This window comes from Brevibacillus sp. NL20B1 (assembly GCF_018195675.1).
GTDB lineage: Bacteria > Bacillota > Bacilli > Brevibacillales > Brevibacillaceae > Brevibacillus > Brevibacillus aydinogluensis.
This window is the reverse complement of the sequence record NZ_JAGTPT010000004.1, coordinates 139,839-152,280: the sequence shown is the minus strand read 5'-3', so window position 1 is coordinate 152,280 and position 12,442 is coordinate 139,839. Positions and strand designations below refer to the sequence as shown.

At 58.1% G+C, this 12,442-nt stretch carries 12 protein-coding genes; all 12 read left to right on the top strand.

The window, feature by feature from the left end; all coding sequences use genetic code 11:
- The first annotated feature begins 21 nt into the window (after nt 1-21).
- Nucleotides 22-792 carry an ABC transporter ATP-binding protein gene (locus KDN35_RS04770; RefSeq protein ID WP_171567421.1) on the top strand — a complete coding sequence of 257 codons (771 nt, stop codon included), beginning with the start codon at nt 22-24 and terminating at the stop codon, nt 790-792.
- On the top strand, nt 767-2,692 hold the full coding sequence (locus KDN35_RS04765) for an FtsX-like permease family protein (RefSeq protein WP_171567422.1): 1,926 nt from the start codon (nt 767-769) through the stop codon (nt 2,690-2,692). The genes KDN35_RS04770 and KDN35_RS04765 overlap by 26 nt, the downstream gene beginning before the upstream one ends.
- 212 nt (nt 2,693-2,904) lie before the next feature.
- Complete coding sequence (locus tag KDN35_RS04760) at nt 2,905-3,381, top strand: Lrp/AsnC family transcriptional regulator (protein WP_212132237.1); 477 nt, start codon at nt 2,905-2,907, stop codon at nt 3,379-3,381.
- 68 nt (nt 3,382-3,449) lie between these two features.
- Nucleotides 3,450-5,003: an ABC transporter substrate-binding protein gene (locus KDN35_RS04755; RefSeq protein WP_171567424.1), complete on the top strand. Its 1,554-nt coding sequence runs from the start codon at nt 3,450-3,452 to the stop codon at nt 5,001-5,003.
- 31 nt (nt 5,004-5,034) lie between these two features.
- On the top strand, nt 5,035-5,994 hold the full coding sequence (locus KDN35_RS04750; protein WP_171567425.1) for an ABC transporter permease: 960 nt from the start codon (nt 5,035-5,037) through the stop codon (nt 5,992-5,994).
- The gene (locus KDN35_RS04745; protein ID WP_171567426.1) at nt 5,991-6,821 is read left to right on the top strand and encodes an ABC transporter permease; all 831 of its coding nucleotides are present in this window, start codon (nt 5,991-5,993) and stop codon (nt 6,819-6,821) included. Before KDN35_RS04750 ends, KDN35_RS04745 begins: the two co-directional genes overlap by 4 nt.
- Before the next feature lie 18 nt (nt 6,822-6,839).
- Nucleotides 6,840-7,814 (top strand): ABC transporter ATP-binding protein, encoded by a 975-nt coding sequence (locus KDN35_RS04740; protein ID WP_212132235.1) that lies wholly within the window; start codon nt 6,840-6,842, stop codon nt 7,812-7,814.
- Nucleotides 7,811-8,794: an ABC transporter ATP-binding protein gene (locus KDN35_RS04735; RefSeq protein WP_212132233.1), complete on the top strand. Its 984-nt coding sequence runs from the start codon at nt 7,811-7,813 to the stop codon at nt 8,792-8,794. The genes KDN35_RS04740 and KDN35_RS04735 overlap by 4 nt, the downstream gene beginning before the upstream one ends.
- A gap of 21 nt (nt 8,795-8,815) precedes the next feature.
- On the top strand, nt 8,816-9,397 hold the full coding sequence (locus KDN35_RS04730) for a chromate transporter (protein ID WP_212132232.1): 582 nt from the start codon (nt 8,816-8,818) through the stop codon (nt 9,395-9,397).
- Nucleotides 9,394-9,924 carry a chromate transporter gene (locus KDN35_RS04725; protein WP_171567429.1) on the top strand — a complete coding sequence of 177 codons (531 nt, stop codon included), beginning with the start codon at nt 9,394-9,396 and terminating at the stop codon, nt 9,922-9,924. The genes KDN35_RS04730 and KDN35_RS04725 overlap by 4 nt, the downstream gene beginning before the upstream one ends.
- Before the next feature lie 27 nt (nt 9,925-9,951).
- Nucleotides 9,952-11,562 carry a gamma-glutamyltransferase family protein gene (locus tag KDN35_RS04720; RefSeq protein ID WP_212132230.1) on the top strand — a complete coding sequence of 537 codons (1,611 nt, stop codon included), beginning with the start codon at nt 9,952-9,954 and terminating at the stop codon, nt 11,560-11,562.
- Nucleotides 11,563-12,015: 453 nt separating this feature from the next.
- Nucleotides 12,016-12,360: a hypothetical protein gene (locus tag KDN35_RS04715; protein ID WP_212132229.1), complete on the top strand. Its 345-nt coding sequence runs from the start codon at nt 12,016-12,018 to the stop codon at nt 12,358-12,360.
- Nucleotides 12,361-12,442 lie beyond the last annotated feature (82 nt).

Genomic DNA, 12,442 nt, shown 5'->3' with positions numbered 1-12,442 from the left:
CAAACGAAAGGAGACGCGTATATGGACATGTTGCAAGTCAGGAAACTCAGCAAAATATACGGCGGCAAGGTCACGTATCGCGCGCTGACCGACATCGATTTTACGATTCGCAAGGGGGAGTTTGTCGGCATCATGGGGCCGTCCGGAAGCGGGAAAACGACGCTTCTTAACATGATCTCCACCATCGACAAGCCCACTTCCGGAGAGGTGCTGTTGAACGGCACCAATCCCCACCTGTTGAAAGGGAGCAGGCTGGCCCTGTTCCGCCGCCGGGAATTGGGCTTTGTCTTCCAGGATTTCAACCTGTTGGACACGCTGACCATCGGGGAAAACATCATCCTGCCGTTGACGCTGGACGGTGAAAACGTGCGCGTCATGCAGGAGAAGCTTGAGACCGTGGCAGTCAAATTGGGCATCAGCGACATTCTGGACAAGCGCACCTACGAGGTGTCAGGCGGCCAGCGGCAGCGGGCGGCCATTGCGCGGGCGATCATCCACTCGCCGTCACTCCTGCTGGCGGACGAACCGACGGGCAACCTGGATTCGAAAGCCTCCCGCAGCGTGATGGAGACGCTGGAAGCGATCAACAAGAACGACGGCACAACAATGATGATGGTCACCCACGACCCGCTGGCGGCCAGCTACTGTCACCGCGTCATTTTCATCAAGGACGGACAACTGCACAACGAGATGTACCGGGGAGAGAGCCGGCAGGCGTTTTTCCAGCAAATCATCGACGCCTTGTCTCTGTTGGGAGGGAACGCGCATGACCTTTCGGCAATTCGCGTTTAAAAACGTCTCCCGCAACAAGCGCACCTATGCCGCGTTTTTCATCAGCAGCGTCTTTTCCGTGATGATTTTCTTCATCTACGCGATGTTTATCTTCCACCCGGAGATTAAGAACGGAAATATTAACGCCAACGTGAAAATAGGCATGATAGTGGCCGAGTACATCATCTACCTGTTTTCGTTCTTTTTCCTGTTTTACTGCGTCGGTGCCTTTTTGAAAAAGCGGGAAAAAGAGTTTGGCATCCTGTTCATGCACGGCATGACCCGCTTTCAGCGCAACATGCTGATCTTCATGGAGAACTTCATCATCGGCTCGCTGTCGATTGTGTTTGGCATTGGCTTGGGGATGGTGCTATGCAAGCTGTTCTTCCTGTTTGCCGGTTTCCTTCTGGAAGTGGAGGCGCTGCCGTTTTACTTCCCGCTCAAGGCGATTGCCTTGACGGTGGCGGCGTTCCTCTTCCTGTTTGTCGCCATCTCCGTGTGCATCGTCCTGTTTTTGAGGCGGAGCAACCTGCTGGAACTATTGCAGGGAAGCCAGCGGCCAAAACGGGAGCCGAAAGCCTCGGTCTTTCTCTCGCTGTTGGCGGCGGGGCTGCTGGGGACAGCCTACGTTTTGGCGTTTAGGGCGGACGGGATGTTCGTCCCGCTCCTGCTGCTGCCGGTCAGCGCACTGACGATTGCCGGTACCTACCTGCTGTTCACACAGTTGAGCGTGTTCATGATCCGGCTGTTGAAGCGAAACCGCCGCTTTTACTGGAAGCGCACCAACCTGGTGACCCTCTCCGATCTGGCCTACCGGGTAAAGGACAACGCGCGCATGTTTTTCCTCGTCTGCATCGTCTCCACGGTAGCGTTTTGCGCGATCGGAACGCTGGCGGCTCTGGCAAGTTCCATTGAGGAAACAGTGGTCAAGACTCATCCGTTTGCGTTTGAGTATCGGCAGTATGTGGGGAAAAAGGCGGAACAGGAATATCTGGAGAAACGTCTGGCCAAGATTGAAACGGCGTTGGCTGAAGGCGGTTTTTCCTTTGAAAAATACGCCCTGACGATGCGCTACCTGCCCGTCCCGGAAAGCGCAGACAAGCGCTACTCCGCGGTCGCCGTAGTGAAGCAGTCCGATTACAACCGCTTTGCCCGAGCGGCTGGCGCCGAGGAAGTGACAGCAGTCGAGGGAGAAGCAATCTACTACTCGCGAAGAACCGGCGAAAGGCCGATCAAGAGCGGGACGCTGCAGATCGGAAGCGCATCCCTTCAGCTCAAAAGTGGGGAAGGGGTTCCCCTGATGGATCCATTCAGGGGCGAGCCGCTCGTCGTCGTGCAGGATGAGCTGTACGACCAGGTCAAAGCGGAAAAGGAACAGCATAACTATGGCTACGTCGTGGACAACTGGAAAGAGACGAAGGAGCTCAGCGAAAAGCTGGATCAGGAATTTAGCGACGAAGACGCCATGTTGAGCGACTTTATCATGAACGACTTTTCCGCCCGCACTTCGGATTACTACATGTTGAAACAGCTGGCCAACACCAGCCTGTTTATCGGTCTCTTCGTCGGTGTCCTGTTCTTCGTCGCAGCGGCAAGCTTCCTGTACTTCCGCCTGTACACCGATTTGGAAAACGACAAGCGGCAGTACGGCGCCATCACCAGAATCGGGCTCTCCGAACAAGAGCTGTCCAAAATCGTCACGACGCAAATCGCCCTGTTGTTCTTTGCTCCCATCCTGGTGGCAATCGTCCACAGCGCCGTCGCGTTTGTGTCGCTGCAAAGCTTTTTGAAGCTGCTGTTCATCGCATCGGTCTTCAAACCGACATTGATCGTGCTGGCAAGTTTTGTGCTGGTGCAATTCGTCTACTTCTGGATTATCCGCAACCGCTACCTGTTCCACTTGAAAAAAGCGGTTTTGTAATAGAAAAAGCGATCTGCGCAGATCCCGCGCGGCAGGAGGCCCCTGCTGCCCGGGATCTTTGTTGTTGGAGAAATTTTGCAAAAACTATTGCAATAAGATGATAATCGTATTATATTATCTAAAAACAGACGATATTCGTCATAAAAATTTATTTTATTGCCGTGATATGTAATGTGTTGCGGTAAATCTGGTCGAAAAAAGGTAGTGAAGTTATGGACGAAAAATATCATCGCTCACTGTATTCCCAATTGGACGATTTGGATTACGCGATCGCCCGTAGGCTGCAGGACAATGCGCGTCTGCCGTTTACGCAGATCGCCAAGGAATTGGGTGTCACGGAAAAGACCGTACGGATTCGCGTGCAGCAGATGCAGGACGAGGGTGTGCTCAGCCTGGTCGGGATCGTCAACCCGGTCAAGGCCGGAATTACGGTGCAGTCCCTGATCCAGGTGGCCGTAGAGGCGGGGAAACTGGATGACGTGGTGGCGAAACTGCAGGACATCTACGAGGTCAGGCTGGTTGTGCTGACCACAGGCGATTACCAGTTGATGATTCAGGTGTTGAACCGCGATTACGAGGAATTGTCGCAATTTTTAATGAACAAGCTCAACAAAATCGAGGGCATCACCAAGGTCAACGTCGTCAACGAACTGAAAGTACTGAAATCGCGCTTTCGCTTTATTCGTTAAAGACAATCGTTCCTGGCAGCAGGAACGGTTGCCATATTCATGCAACCCAAAGAGAAGGAGGAGGACTTATGTTGTCGCAAAAGATGGGAAAAACGCTGCTGGCAGCACTGCTGGGAACAGTGCTGCTGGCGGCCGGTTGTGGAGGAGGTGGCGGCAGTCAGACAGCAGGGACCGCGCCGACCGCCGGCACAGGCAAAAAAGTGATCACCATCGGGTTGAAAGCAGATCCGCCGACGCTCGATCCAAGCACCTCCACCGCGCTGGTCGACCGCATGGTGTACGCCAGCCTTTACGACAAGCTGTTTGACATTGATCCGAGCGGCAAGATCGTGCCGATGCTGGTCAGCTCGTACGAAGTGTCGCCGGACGGCAAAACCTACACGCTCAAGCTGAAGGAGGGCGTCAAGTTCCACGACGGCACCGACTTTGACGCGGAGGCGGTCAAGTTCAACTTCGAGCGCAACATGAACGGCGAGTCATCCAGGCGCAAAAGCGAGTTGAAAGTGGTGGACGACGTTACGGTCGTTGACCAGCACACGGTCCAGATAAAACTGAAGGAACCGTTTGCGCCGCTCATCTCCATCCTGGCCGACCGCTCGGGAATGATGGTCTCACCGGCGGCTGTCAAACAGTACGGGGACGACTTCCTCAACCATCCGGTCGGCACCGGGCCGTTCGTCTTCGTCGAGCACGTCAAAGGGGACCACGTGACGTTGAAGCGCAACGACAATTACTGGAACGGCAAGGTGAACGTGGACGAGGTCACCTACAAGGTGTTTACCAACGGCACGGCCAAGGTGCAGAACCTGCGCTCCGGCATGCTGGACATCATCGACGAGGTGCCGGTGAAGGAGATTCCGGCGATCAAGGGAGATGCCAACCTGCAGTTGGTGGCCGAACCCAGCATGGGCTACATGGGCTTTTATCTGAACAACAGCAAGCCGCCGTTTGACAACAAGTACCTGCGCCAGGCCGTGGAGCGGGCCATCGACCGGGAAGCGGTGGTCAAGGTGCTGTTCAACGGCTACGCGCTGCCGGGCCGTTCGCCGTTTGCACCGGGCAATCTGGCGTACAACAGCGAGCTGGACAAGCCGGTCAAGCCGAATCCGGAAGAGATCAAGCAGCTGCTGGCCAAAGGCGGCAAGCCGAACGGATTCAGCTTCAAGATGTATATCGCGACCTCGACGGAAAACGAACAATTCGGCGCCGTGATCCAAAACATGCTGAAACCGTATAACATCAACGTGCAGTTGGAAAAGTTGGAATTTGGCCAATTGATTGAAAAAGGGGATAACGGCGACTTTGAGGCACTCAACCTGGGCTGGTCCGGACGACAGGACCCCGACCAGAACTTCTACGACTTCGTCGTCACCGGCACTTCCAACAACGACGGCCGCATCAGCATTCCGAAGCTGGATGAGCTGGCTGTCGGTGCGCGCGTGGAGATTGACGAAGCGAAGCGCAGGCAGATGTACGAAGAGGCTGTCAAGATCCTGCAGGAAGAGGCGGGCTACGTCTACGTCTATCACCAGTACAACCTGCTGGCGATGAACAAGAAGATCAGCGGATTTACCTATGTGCCGGACGGCCTGATCCGCACGGCGACACTGGACAAGCAGTAATCGACACACTGTAGTGCGGGGAGGAATTGTCATGATGTTTGTGGTGAGACGTCTGCTGCTGACAATCCCGATTCTCCTACTGGTGTCGATCATGACATTCTCCTTAATCCACCTGATCCCGGGCGATCCTGCCCGGGTCATTTTGGGACAGGAGGCGACACCGGAGGCGTATCAGGAACTGCGGGCCGAATTGGGGCTGGATAAGCCGGTTGTGGTCCAGTATGTTTCCTGGCTGGGAAAAGTGCTCCAGGGGGACCTGGGCATGTCGATTACCGACCGCGTGCCGGTCTCCGAACTGATCATACAGCGGCTGCCGGCTACCGTGGAACTGACCATTGGCACGTTTCTCGTCGCGCTTCTGATCGCTTTTCCGGCCGGCATCCTGGCAGCCGTGCGGAGGGGAACGTGGATTGACTACACCAGCACGTTTGCCGCGTTGGGCGGCATGAGCATCCCCAGTTTCTGGCTGGCGATGATGCTGATCATTTACTTCGCTGTGGAAAATCAATGGCTGCCGTCTTCGGGCTACGTGCCGTTCAGCGAAAACCCGGTGCAGAATATCATGGCGATGATTCTGCCCTGTCTGGCTACCGGCCTGCGCGAATCGGCCGTCTTGATGCGGATGCTGCGCTCATCCCTGTTGGAAGTGATCAACATGGACTTTATCCGCACGGCCAAGGCCAAGGGGCTGAACGAGGTACGCACCGTGCTCGGCCACGCGCTGCGCAACGCGCTCATTCCTGTGGTCACCACCTCCGGTCTGATGATTGCCGGCCTGCTGGGCGGGCTGGTCATCACCGAATCGATTTTTTCCATTCCCGGTTTTGGCCGGCTGATCGTGGAATCGGTGTTCAAGCGGGATTACGTCACGGTTCAGGGAGCGATCCTGGTATCGGCCATGTTGGTCGTGGTGGTAAACCTGGCGGTGGACCTCCTGTACGCTGTCATCGATCCGCGCATCAAGGCGGGGAAAGGGGCGGAAGGATCATGAACGCATGGCGAAAATTTGTGCGCAACGGCATGGGTGTTCTCGGCGGATTGATCATTCTGGCGCTGATTGTCGTCGCCATTTTCGCGGAGCAGATCGCCCCCTACGATCCCAACGAGCAGAACTATGACAAGGTGTTGATGCCGCCCAGCGCGGAACATCCGTTTGGCACGGACGATCTGGGACGGGACATCTTCTCCCGGGTCATCCACGGCTCCCGCATTTCGATTGAGGCGGCGGTCATCTCTGTCGGCATCGCCATGCTGATCGGTGTGCCCATCGGCCTTTTGTCGGGATACTACCGCGGCTTCTGGGATGAGTGGGTGGTCATGCGCACCGTGGATGCGATGCAGGCGTTTCCGTTTCTGATTCTGGCACTCGCCATCTCGGCCGTGCTCGGCTCCGGCTTCGGCAACGCCATGCTGGCGATCGGAATCGGCTTTTCTCCCGCCTTTGTCCGCATTACGCGGGGGCAGGTGCTGTCGCTTCGCAACATGGAGTACATCCAGGCGGCCCGGGCGGTGGGCGTCAAGGACAGTCGGATCATTTTCCGCCACATCCTGCCCAACGCGCTCAATCCGATCGTCATCCAGGCCACGCTGGCGATGGCGGCGGGGATCCTGGCAGAAGCCTCGCTCTCCTATCTGGGATTGGGCGTACAGCCGCCGACGCCGTCCTGGGGCAGCATGTTGAATCAGGCCCAGACGCTGATGTCCGTCGCGCCGTACGCCACTTTTTACCCCGGCATGGCGATCTTCCTGGTCGTGCTCGGCTTCAACCTGCTGGGGGATGGTCTGCAGCAAATACTTGATCCGCGGGTGCGGAAATAAACGGGGGAGGAGAGCCTCATGACGACCATACTGGAAGTGGAACAACTGAGAACGCGGTTTCGCACGGAAAACGGCGTCGTCAACGTGGTCGACGGCGTCGACTTCTCCATCCGCGCCGGCGAAACGCTTGGCGTCGTAGGCGAATCCGGCTGCGGCAAAAGCGTCACCAGCCTCTCGATCATGCGCCTGCTGCCGCCCAACGGCAAGGCGGAGGGAACGATCCGGTTCAACGGCACCAACCTGCTGGAACTGTCGGAAAAAGAGATGCAGGCGGTGCGCGGCAACGACATCTCGATGATCTTTCAGGAACCGATGACCTCGCTCAACCCGCTGCACACGGTGGGCAGGCAGATCGAGGAAGCGATCCAGCTGCACTGGAAAGTAAGCAAGGCGCAGGCCAGGGAACGGGCGATCGCGATGCTGAAAGCGGTGGGCATGCCGCGCGCGGAGGAGATCTACGGGGAGTACCCGCACCAGCTCTCCGGGGGGATGCGGCAGCGCGTCATGATCGCGATGGCGATGGCGTGCGACCCCAAGCTGATCATTGCCGACGAGCCGACGACGGCCCTGGATGTGACGATCCAGGCGCAGATTCTCGACCTGATGCGGGAACTGAAGGAGAAGACGGGCACATCAATCATGCTGATCACGCACGATCTGGGTGTCGTCGCCGAAATGTGCGACCGCGTCATCGTCATGTACGCCGGGCAGGTGGTGGAGGAGACCGACGTGGAAACGCTGTTTGAGCAGCCCAAACACCCGTACACCATCGGCCTGATGAAGTCAATTCCCGAGCTGGACGAGGAGCGGGAGTACCTGGACACCATCCCGGGCGCGGTGCCGCTGCCCCACCAGATGCCCAAGGGGTGCCGGTTTGCCCCGCGGTGCGCGCAGGCCATGCCGATCTGCCGCGAACAGCCACCCGAGCTTTTGCAGTTGGACGGCCACAAATGCCGCTGCTGGCTGTATGCAGAAGGGAGGCATGAGGCATGAAGCCGCTGTTGGAAGTAAAAGGGCTTAAGAAACACTTTCCGATCAAGTCCGGCTTTTTCAAGAAAACGACGGGATACGTGAAGGCCGTCGACGGCATCGACCTGCAGGTGTTTCCAGGGGAGACGCTTGGTATCGTGGGCGAGTCGGGGTGCGGCAAGTCGACCACCGGCCGGACCATTTTGCGGCTGCTGGAACCGACCGCAGGGGAGGTCTGGTTTGACGGCAAGGATCTCGCCAGACTGTCCAGGGAAGAGATGCGGCGCATGCGCAAGGACCTGCAGATGGTCTTTCAGGACCCGTACGCTTCGCTCAATCCGCGCATGACGATCAAGCAAATCCTGATGGAGTCGCTGGCGGTGCACAACATCGGGACGCGGGAGGAACGGCTTGCAACCATCGAAGAGATGATCGAGATCGTCGGTTTGCGCAAGGAGCACCTGAACCGGCATCCACACGATTTTTCCGGCGGCCAGCGGCAGCGCATCGGGATCGCCCGGGCGCTGGTGGTGAAGCCGAAGCTGATCATCGCGGACGAACCGGTGTCGGCGCTGGACGTCTCGATTCAGTCGCAGATTCTGAACCTGTTGAAAGATCTGAAAAAAGAGTTTAACCTGACCCTGATGTTTATCTCGCACGACTTGTCGGTCGTCAAACACCTGTGCGACCGGGTGGCCGTCATGTATCTGGGGCGGGTGGTGGAAATTGCCGACAAGCGGACGCTGTTCGACAATCCCAGCCATCCGTACACGCGGGCGCTCTTGTCTGCCGTTCCCGTGGCCAAGCCGCGGCAGAAGCGGGAACGCATCCTGCTGACCGGCGACCTGCCCAGTCCGGCCAATCCGCCGAGCGGCTGCACGTTCCATCCGCGCTGCCCGCATGCGACCGACCTGTGCAAGACCAAAGCGCCGAGCCTGGCCTATATCGGGGGCGGACAGTTCGTCTCCTGCCACCTGGTACATGCAGGCGAGCTGGCGACCTGACGGCGGGACGGAGGCATTCAGATGATCTATTGGCAGTTGTTTCTCGCGTTTTTTCGCATCGGCATTTTCGGCTACGGCGGCGGACCGACGATGGTCCCCCTGTTTTACGCCGAGTGCGTGCAGAAGTACAAATGGGTAAGTGAAGAGGATTTTACCGACAACCTGGCGCTGGCCAACGCCCTGCCCGGCCCGATCGCCACCAAGCTGGCAGCGTTTATCGGGTACCGGGTCAAAGGTTGGAGCGGCGCGCTGGTGGCTAACTGCGCGGTGGTGCTGCCCATCGTGCTGGTCATGATCGCGCTGCTGCAGGTGATTTACCAGTGGAAGGACGCGCCCGGCGTGTACGGGATGGTTCAGGCGATCCAGCCGGTGATCGCCGTCATGACCGGCGTGCTGACCTGGGAGTTTTTGCAGAAGGGCTGGCAGGGAGCGGGCAACAAGAGCGGCGTCGCCCTCATGCTGGTCCTGTCGCTGGTGGCCCTGCTCTTCCTTGACCTGCACCCCGGCATTGTGGTGGGCATTGCCCTGGCCGGTTCGTTTGCCTATTCCACCTGGGTGCTGCGGAAGCGGAAAACGCCGGGCGGCAAGGAGGGGGCGGCATGATTTACCTGCAGCTGTTCTGGGCGTTTTTTATCTCCAACATTCTCGGCTACGGCGGTGGGCCGCCCAGCATCCCGCTGATCCAGAACGAGGTGGTCGACCACTATCACTGGATGACGATGAAAGAGTTCGGGGAGGTGCTGGCGGTCGCCAACGCCCTGCCCAGTCCGATCGCCACCAAGCTGGCGGGTTACGTCGGCTACCAGGTGGCCGGCGTGCCGGGGGCGGCGGTCGCGCTCCTGGCGACAATAGCGCCGACGGCTGTCGCCATGATCCTGCTGCTCAATTTCCTCAACGTGTTTCGCAACGCGCCGCAGGTGAAAGCGATGACCCAATCCGTCCGTCCGATTGTCACCGTGCTTCTGGGCACGATGACGTACGAGTTTTTCCTCGGAGCCGTGGAGGGCATCGGCTGGATGCAGACCGGCATCCTGGCCATCGCCTCCTTTCTTCTGCTGGAAAAGTGGAAGCTGAACCCTGCGCTTGTAATCGCCCTCTCCATGGGTTACGGGTTTTTCTTCATCGGCTAACGATTACAGTTGATCGGAGGTACACGTATGACACATTTTGACGCAATGGAGTACCCGTACGCGTCCCGGCGTATGACGACGTATGCGAAAAACGGCATGGTGGCCACCTCGCAGCCGCTTGCGGCGCAGGCCGGCTTGGACATCCTGAAAAAAGGAGGAAACGCCATTGATGCCGCGATCGCCACGGCTGCCTGCCTCACCGTGGTGGAACCGACGGGGAACGGCATCGGCAGTGACGCGTTTGCGCTCGTCTGGACCAACGGGAAACTGCACGGGCTGAACGCGAGCGGTCCCGCGCCGCAGGCCATTTCCATCGAAGCGGTGAAGGCGGCAGGGCACGAGACCATGCCTGCCTATGGCTGGATTCCGGTCACAGTGCCGGGGGCGCCGGCGGCATGGGCGGAACTGTCCCGCCGCTTTGGCCGCCTGCCGCTCGCGGACGTGCTGAAGCCGGCGATCGAGTACGCGGAAAACGGCTACCCGCTTTCCCCGACGCTGGCCCGCTACTGGGCGGCCGCCTACAACAAATATTCCCAGGTGCTGAGCGGTGAGGAATTTGCCCCCTGGTTCGCCACCTTTGCACCGGACGGTCGACCGCCGAAAGCGGGCGAGATCTGGAGGTCACCCGGCCATGCCGAGACGCTGCGGCAGATTGCCGAGACGGGAGCGGAAAGCTTCTATCGCGGCGAACTGGCGGAAAAGATCGACGCGTTTTCCCGGCAGTGCGGCGGGTTCCTGCGCAAAGAGGATTTGGCAGCCTACCGGCCGGAATGGGTCAAGCCGATCAGCGTCAACTACCGCGGCTACGACGTCTGGGAAATTCCCCCCAACGGCCAGGGCCTGGTGGCGCTGATTGCCCTGAACATATTGAAGGGTTTTGCGTTCGGGGAAAAAGAGACAGTTGACACGTACCACAAGCAGATCGAGGCGATGAAGCTGGCGTTTGCCGACGGGTTCCGCTACATTACGCAGCAGGACAAGATGAGCGTGACCGTCGGGGAACTTCTCTCCGACCGGTACGCCGACGAGCGGCGCCGCCTGATCGGTGAGCGAGCGCTCATGCCGGAACCGGGCGACCCTCGCTCCAGCGGAACCGTCTACCTGGCGACGGCAGACGGGGAAGGCAACATGGTCTCATTTATCCAGAGCAACTACATGGGCTTCGGCTCTGGCATCGTCGTGCCGGGAACGGGCATCGCGCTGCAAAACCGGGGCCACAACTTCTCGCTGGACCCCGCTCACGACAACCGCCTGGAGCCGGGAAAAAAGACGTACCACACGATTATCCCGGGCTTTTTGACCAAGGACGGCAAGGCGGTTGGACCGTTTGGCGTGATGGGCGGCTTCATGCAGCCGCAGGGGCACGTGCAGGTGGTGATGAACACGGTCGACTTTCACCTCAACCCGCAGGCCGCGCTGGACGCCCCGCGCTGGCAGTGGCTGGAAGGAAAAACGGTGGAGGTGGAGCGCCACTTCCCGGAACATATCGCGCTCGCCCTGGAACAAAAGGGTCACCGGATCAAGTGGGGATCGTTTTCGAGCAACTTCGGCCGCGGCCAGATCATCTGGCGGGACGAAAACGGCGTGCTGATCGGCGGCACCGACATGCGCACGGACGGCTGCGTTGCTGCGTGGTAAGCGTTTGGGACAGGCGGGAACCGGCAGATAACAGAAGACTGGCGAAGATCGCGTGGAGCGATAACAAAGCCAAAAGAACAGCATTGTTCTTTTGGCTTTCAGCATGTAGACAAAGTCCGTGGCGCATGGGAGATCGGGCCCGCTCGCTCTCTTGACGCCCAGCAAAGAAGTGGATGATGTCCGCTCCAAAACGCGACGCGGGCAGGGGGCAAACATCTGGGTGTTTCGACGAAGTGAGACTTGTGCCCCCTGTTTTTCCCCGCGTCTTTCGTTTTTCCGCTGAGCCGGTCGTCAAAGGAGCTCGCTTGGCCCATCCCTCCATGCGATGTACGTTGTCTTCAGCTTCGGTTGATGAATGTGCAGGCCTTCCGGCCTGGAAAGCATGGAAATTACTTCCCTGTGGACACTTACTAAATAAACGGTTTGTCTGCAATCTGAGCCAAAAGAACAGCATTGTTCTTTTGGCTTTTTTTTTCGATACAGGCCGCTGTTTGGCAAATCCTCCGGGCTGTCCGAACCTTCCAGCAGCCGGACGCAAAAAAACGTCTCTGGGTCTTTTCGACCAAAAATTTTGGCAAACTTTGCAACCTTTTGCTTACAAATTCCGTCAATGACGGAGAAAACACCCATCCCAATTATTGGGAATCGGGAACGACAAAAGTCGAACGCATGTTTTCTTCACGAACTGCATCCTGGACGCGAGCGGGGCATGGCGGCCCTAACAGATGGCCAGAGGAACATGGAGGCGGCGTGAAAAAAACCTGGGGCTTTGCAACCAAAAAAATTATGAAATCTTGAAACTGACACTTGCAAATTCCGTAGATAATGGTGAAAACATCCATCACAATTAATTTTTGGAAAGGAGGGCATGCATTGCTGT

Excerpts from the sequence above, each read along its gene's own strand:
- KDN35_RS04730 (WP_212132232.1), top strand. The coding sequence starts at position 8,816 with ATGATCTATTGGCAGTTGTTTCTCGCGTTTTTTCGCATCGGCATTTTC.
- KDN35_RS04765 (WP_171567422.1), top strand. The coding sequence starts at position 767 with ATGACCTTTCGGCAATTCGCGTTTAAAAACGTCTCCCGCAACAAGCGC.
- KDN35_RS04745 (WP_171567426.1), top strand. The coding sequence starts at position 5,991 with ATGAACGCATGGCGAAAATTTGTGCGCAACGGCATGGGTGTTCTCGGC.
- KDN35_RS04770 (WP_171567421.1), top strand. The coding sequence starts at position 22 with ATGGACATGTTGCAAGTCAGGAAACTCAGCAAAATATACGGCGGCAAG.
- KDN35_RS04760 (WP_212132237.1), top strand. The coding sequence starts at position 2,905 with ATGGACGAAAAATATCATCGCTCACTGTATTCCCAATTGGACGATTTG.
- KDN35_RS04750 (WP_171567425.1), top strand. The coding sequence starts at position 5,035 with ATGATGTTTGTGGTGAGACGTCTGCTGCTGACAATCCCGATTCTCCTA.
- KDN35_RS04725 (WP_171567429.1), top strand. The coding sequence starts at position 9,394 with ATGATTTACCTGCAGCTGTTCTGGGCGTTTTTTATCTCCAACATTCTC.
- KDN35_RS04740 (WP_212132235.1), top strand. The coding sequence starts at position 6,840 with ATGACGACCATACTGGAAGTGGAACAACTGAGAACGCGGTTTCGCACG.
- KDN35_RS04735 (WP_212132233.1), top strand. The coding sequence starts at position 7,811 with ATGAAGCCGCTGTTGGAAGTAAAAGGGCTTAAGAAACACTTTCCGATC.
- KDN35_RS04755 (WP_171567424.1), top strand. The coding sequence starts at position 3,450 with ATGTTGTCGCAAAAGATGGGAAAAACGCTGCTGGCAGCACTGCTGGGA.
- KDN35_RS04720 (WP_212132230.1), top strand. The coding sequence starts at position 9,952 with ATGACACATTTTGACGCAATGGAGTACCCGTACGCGTCCCGGCGTATG.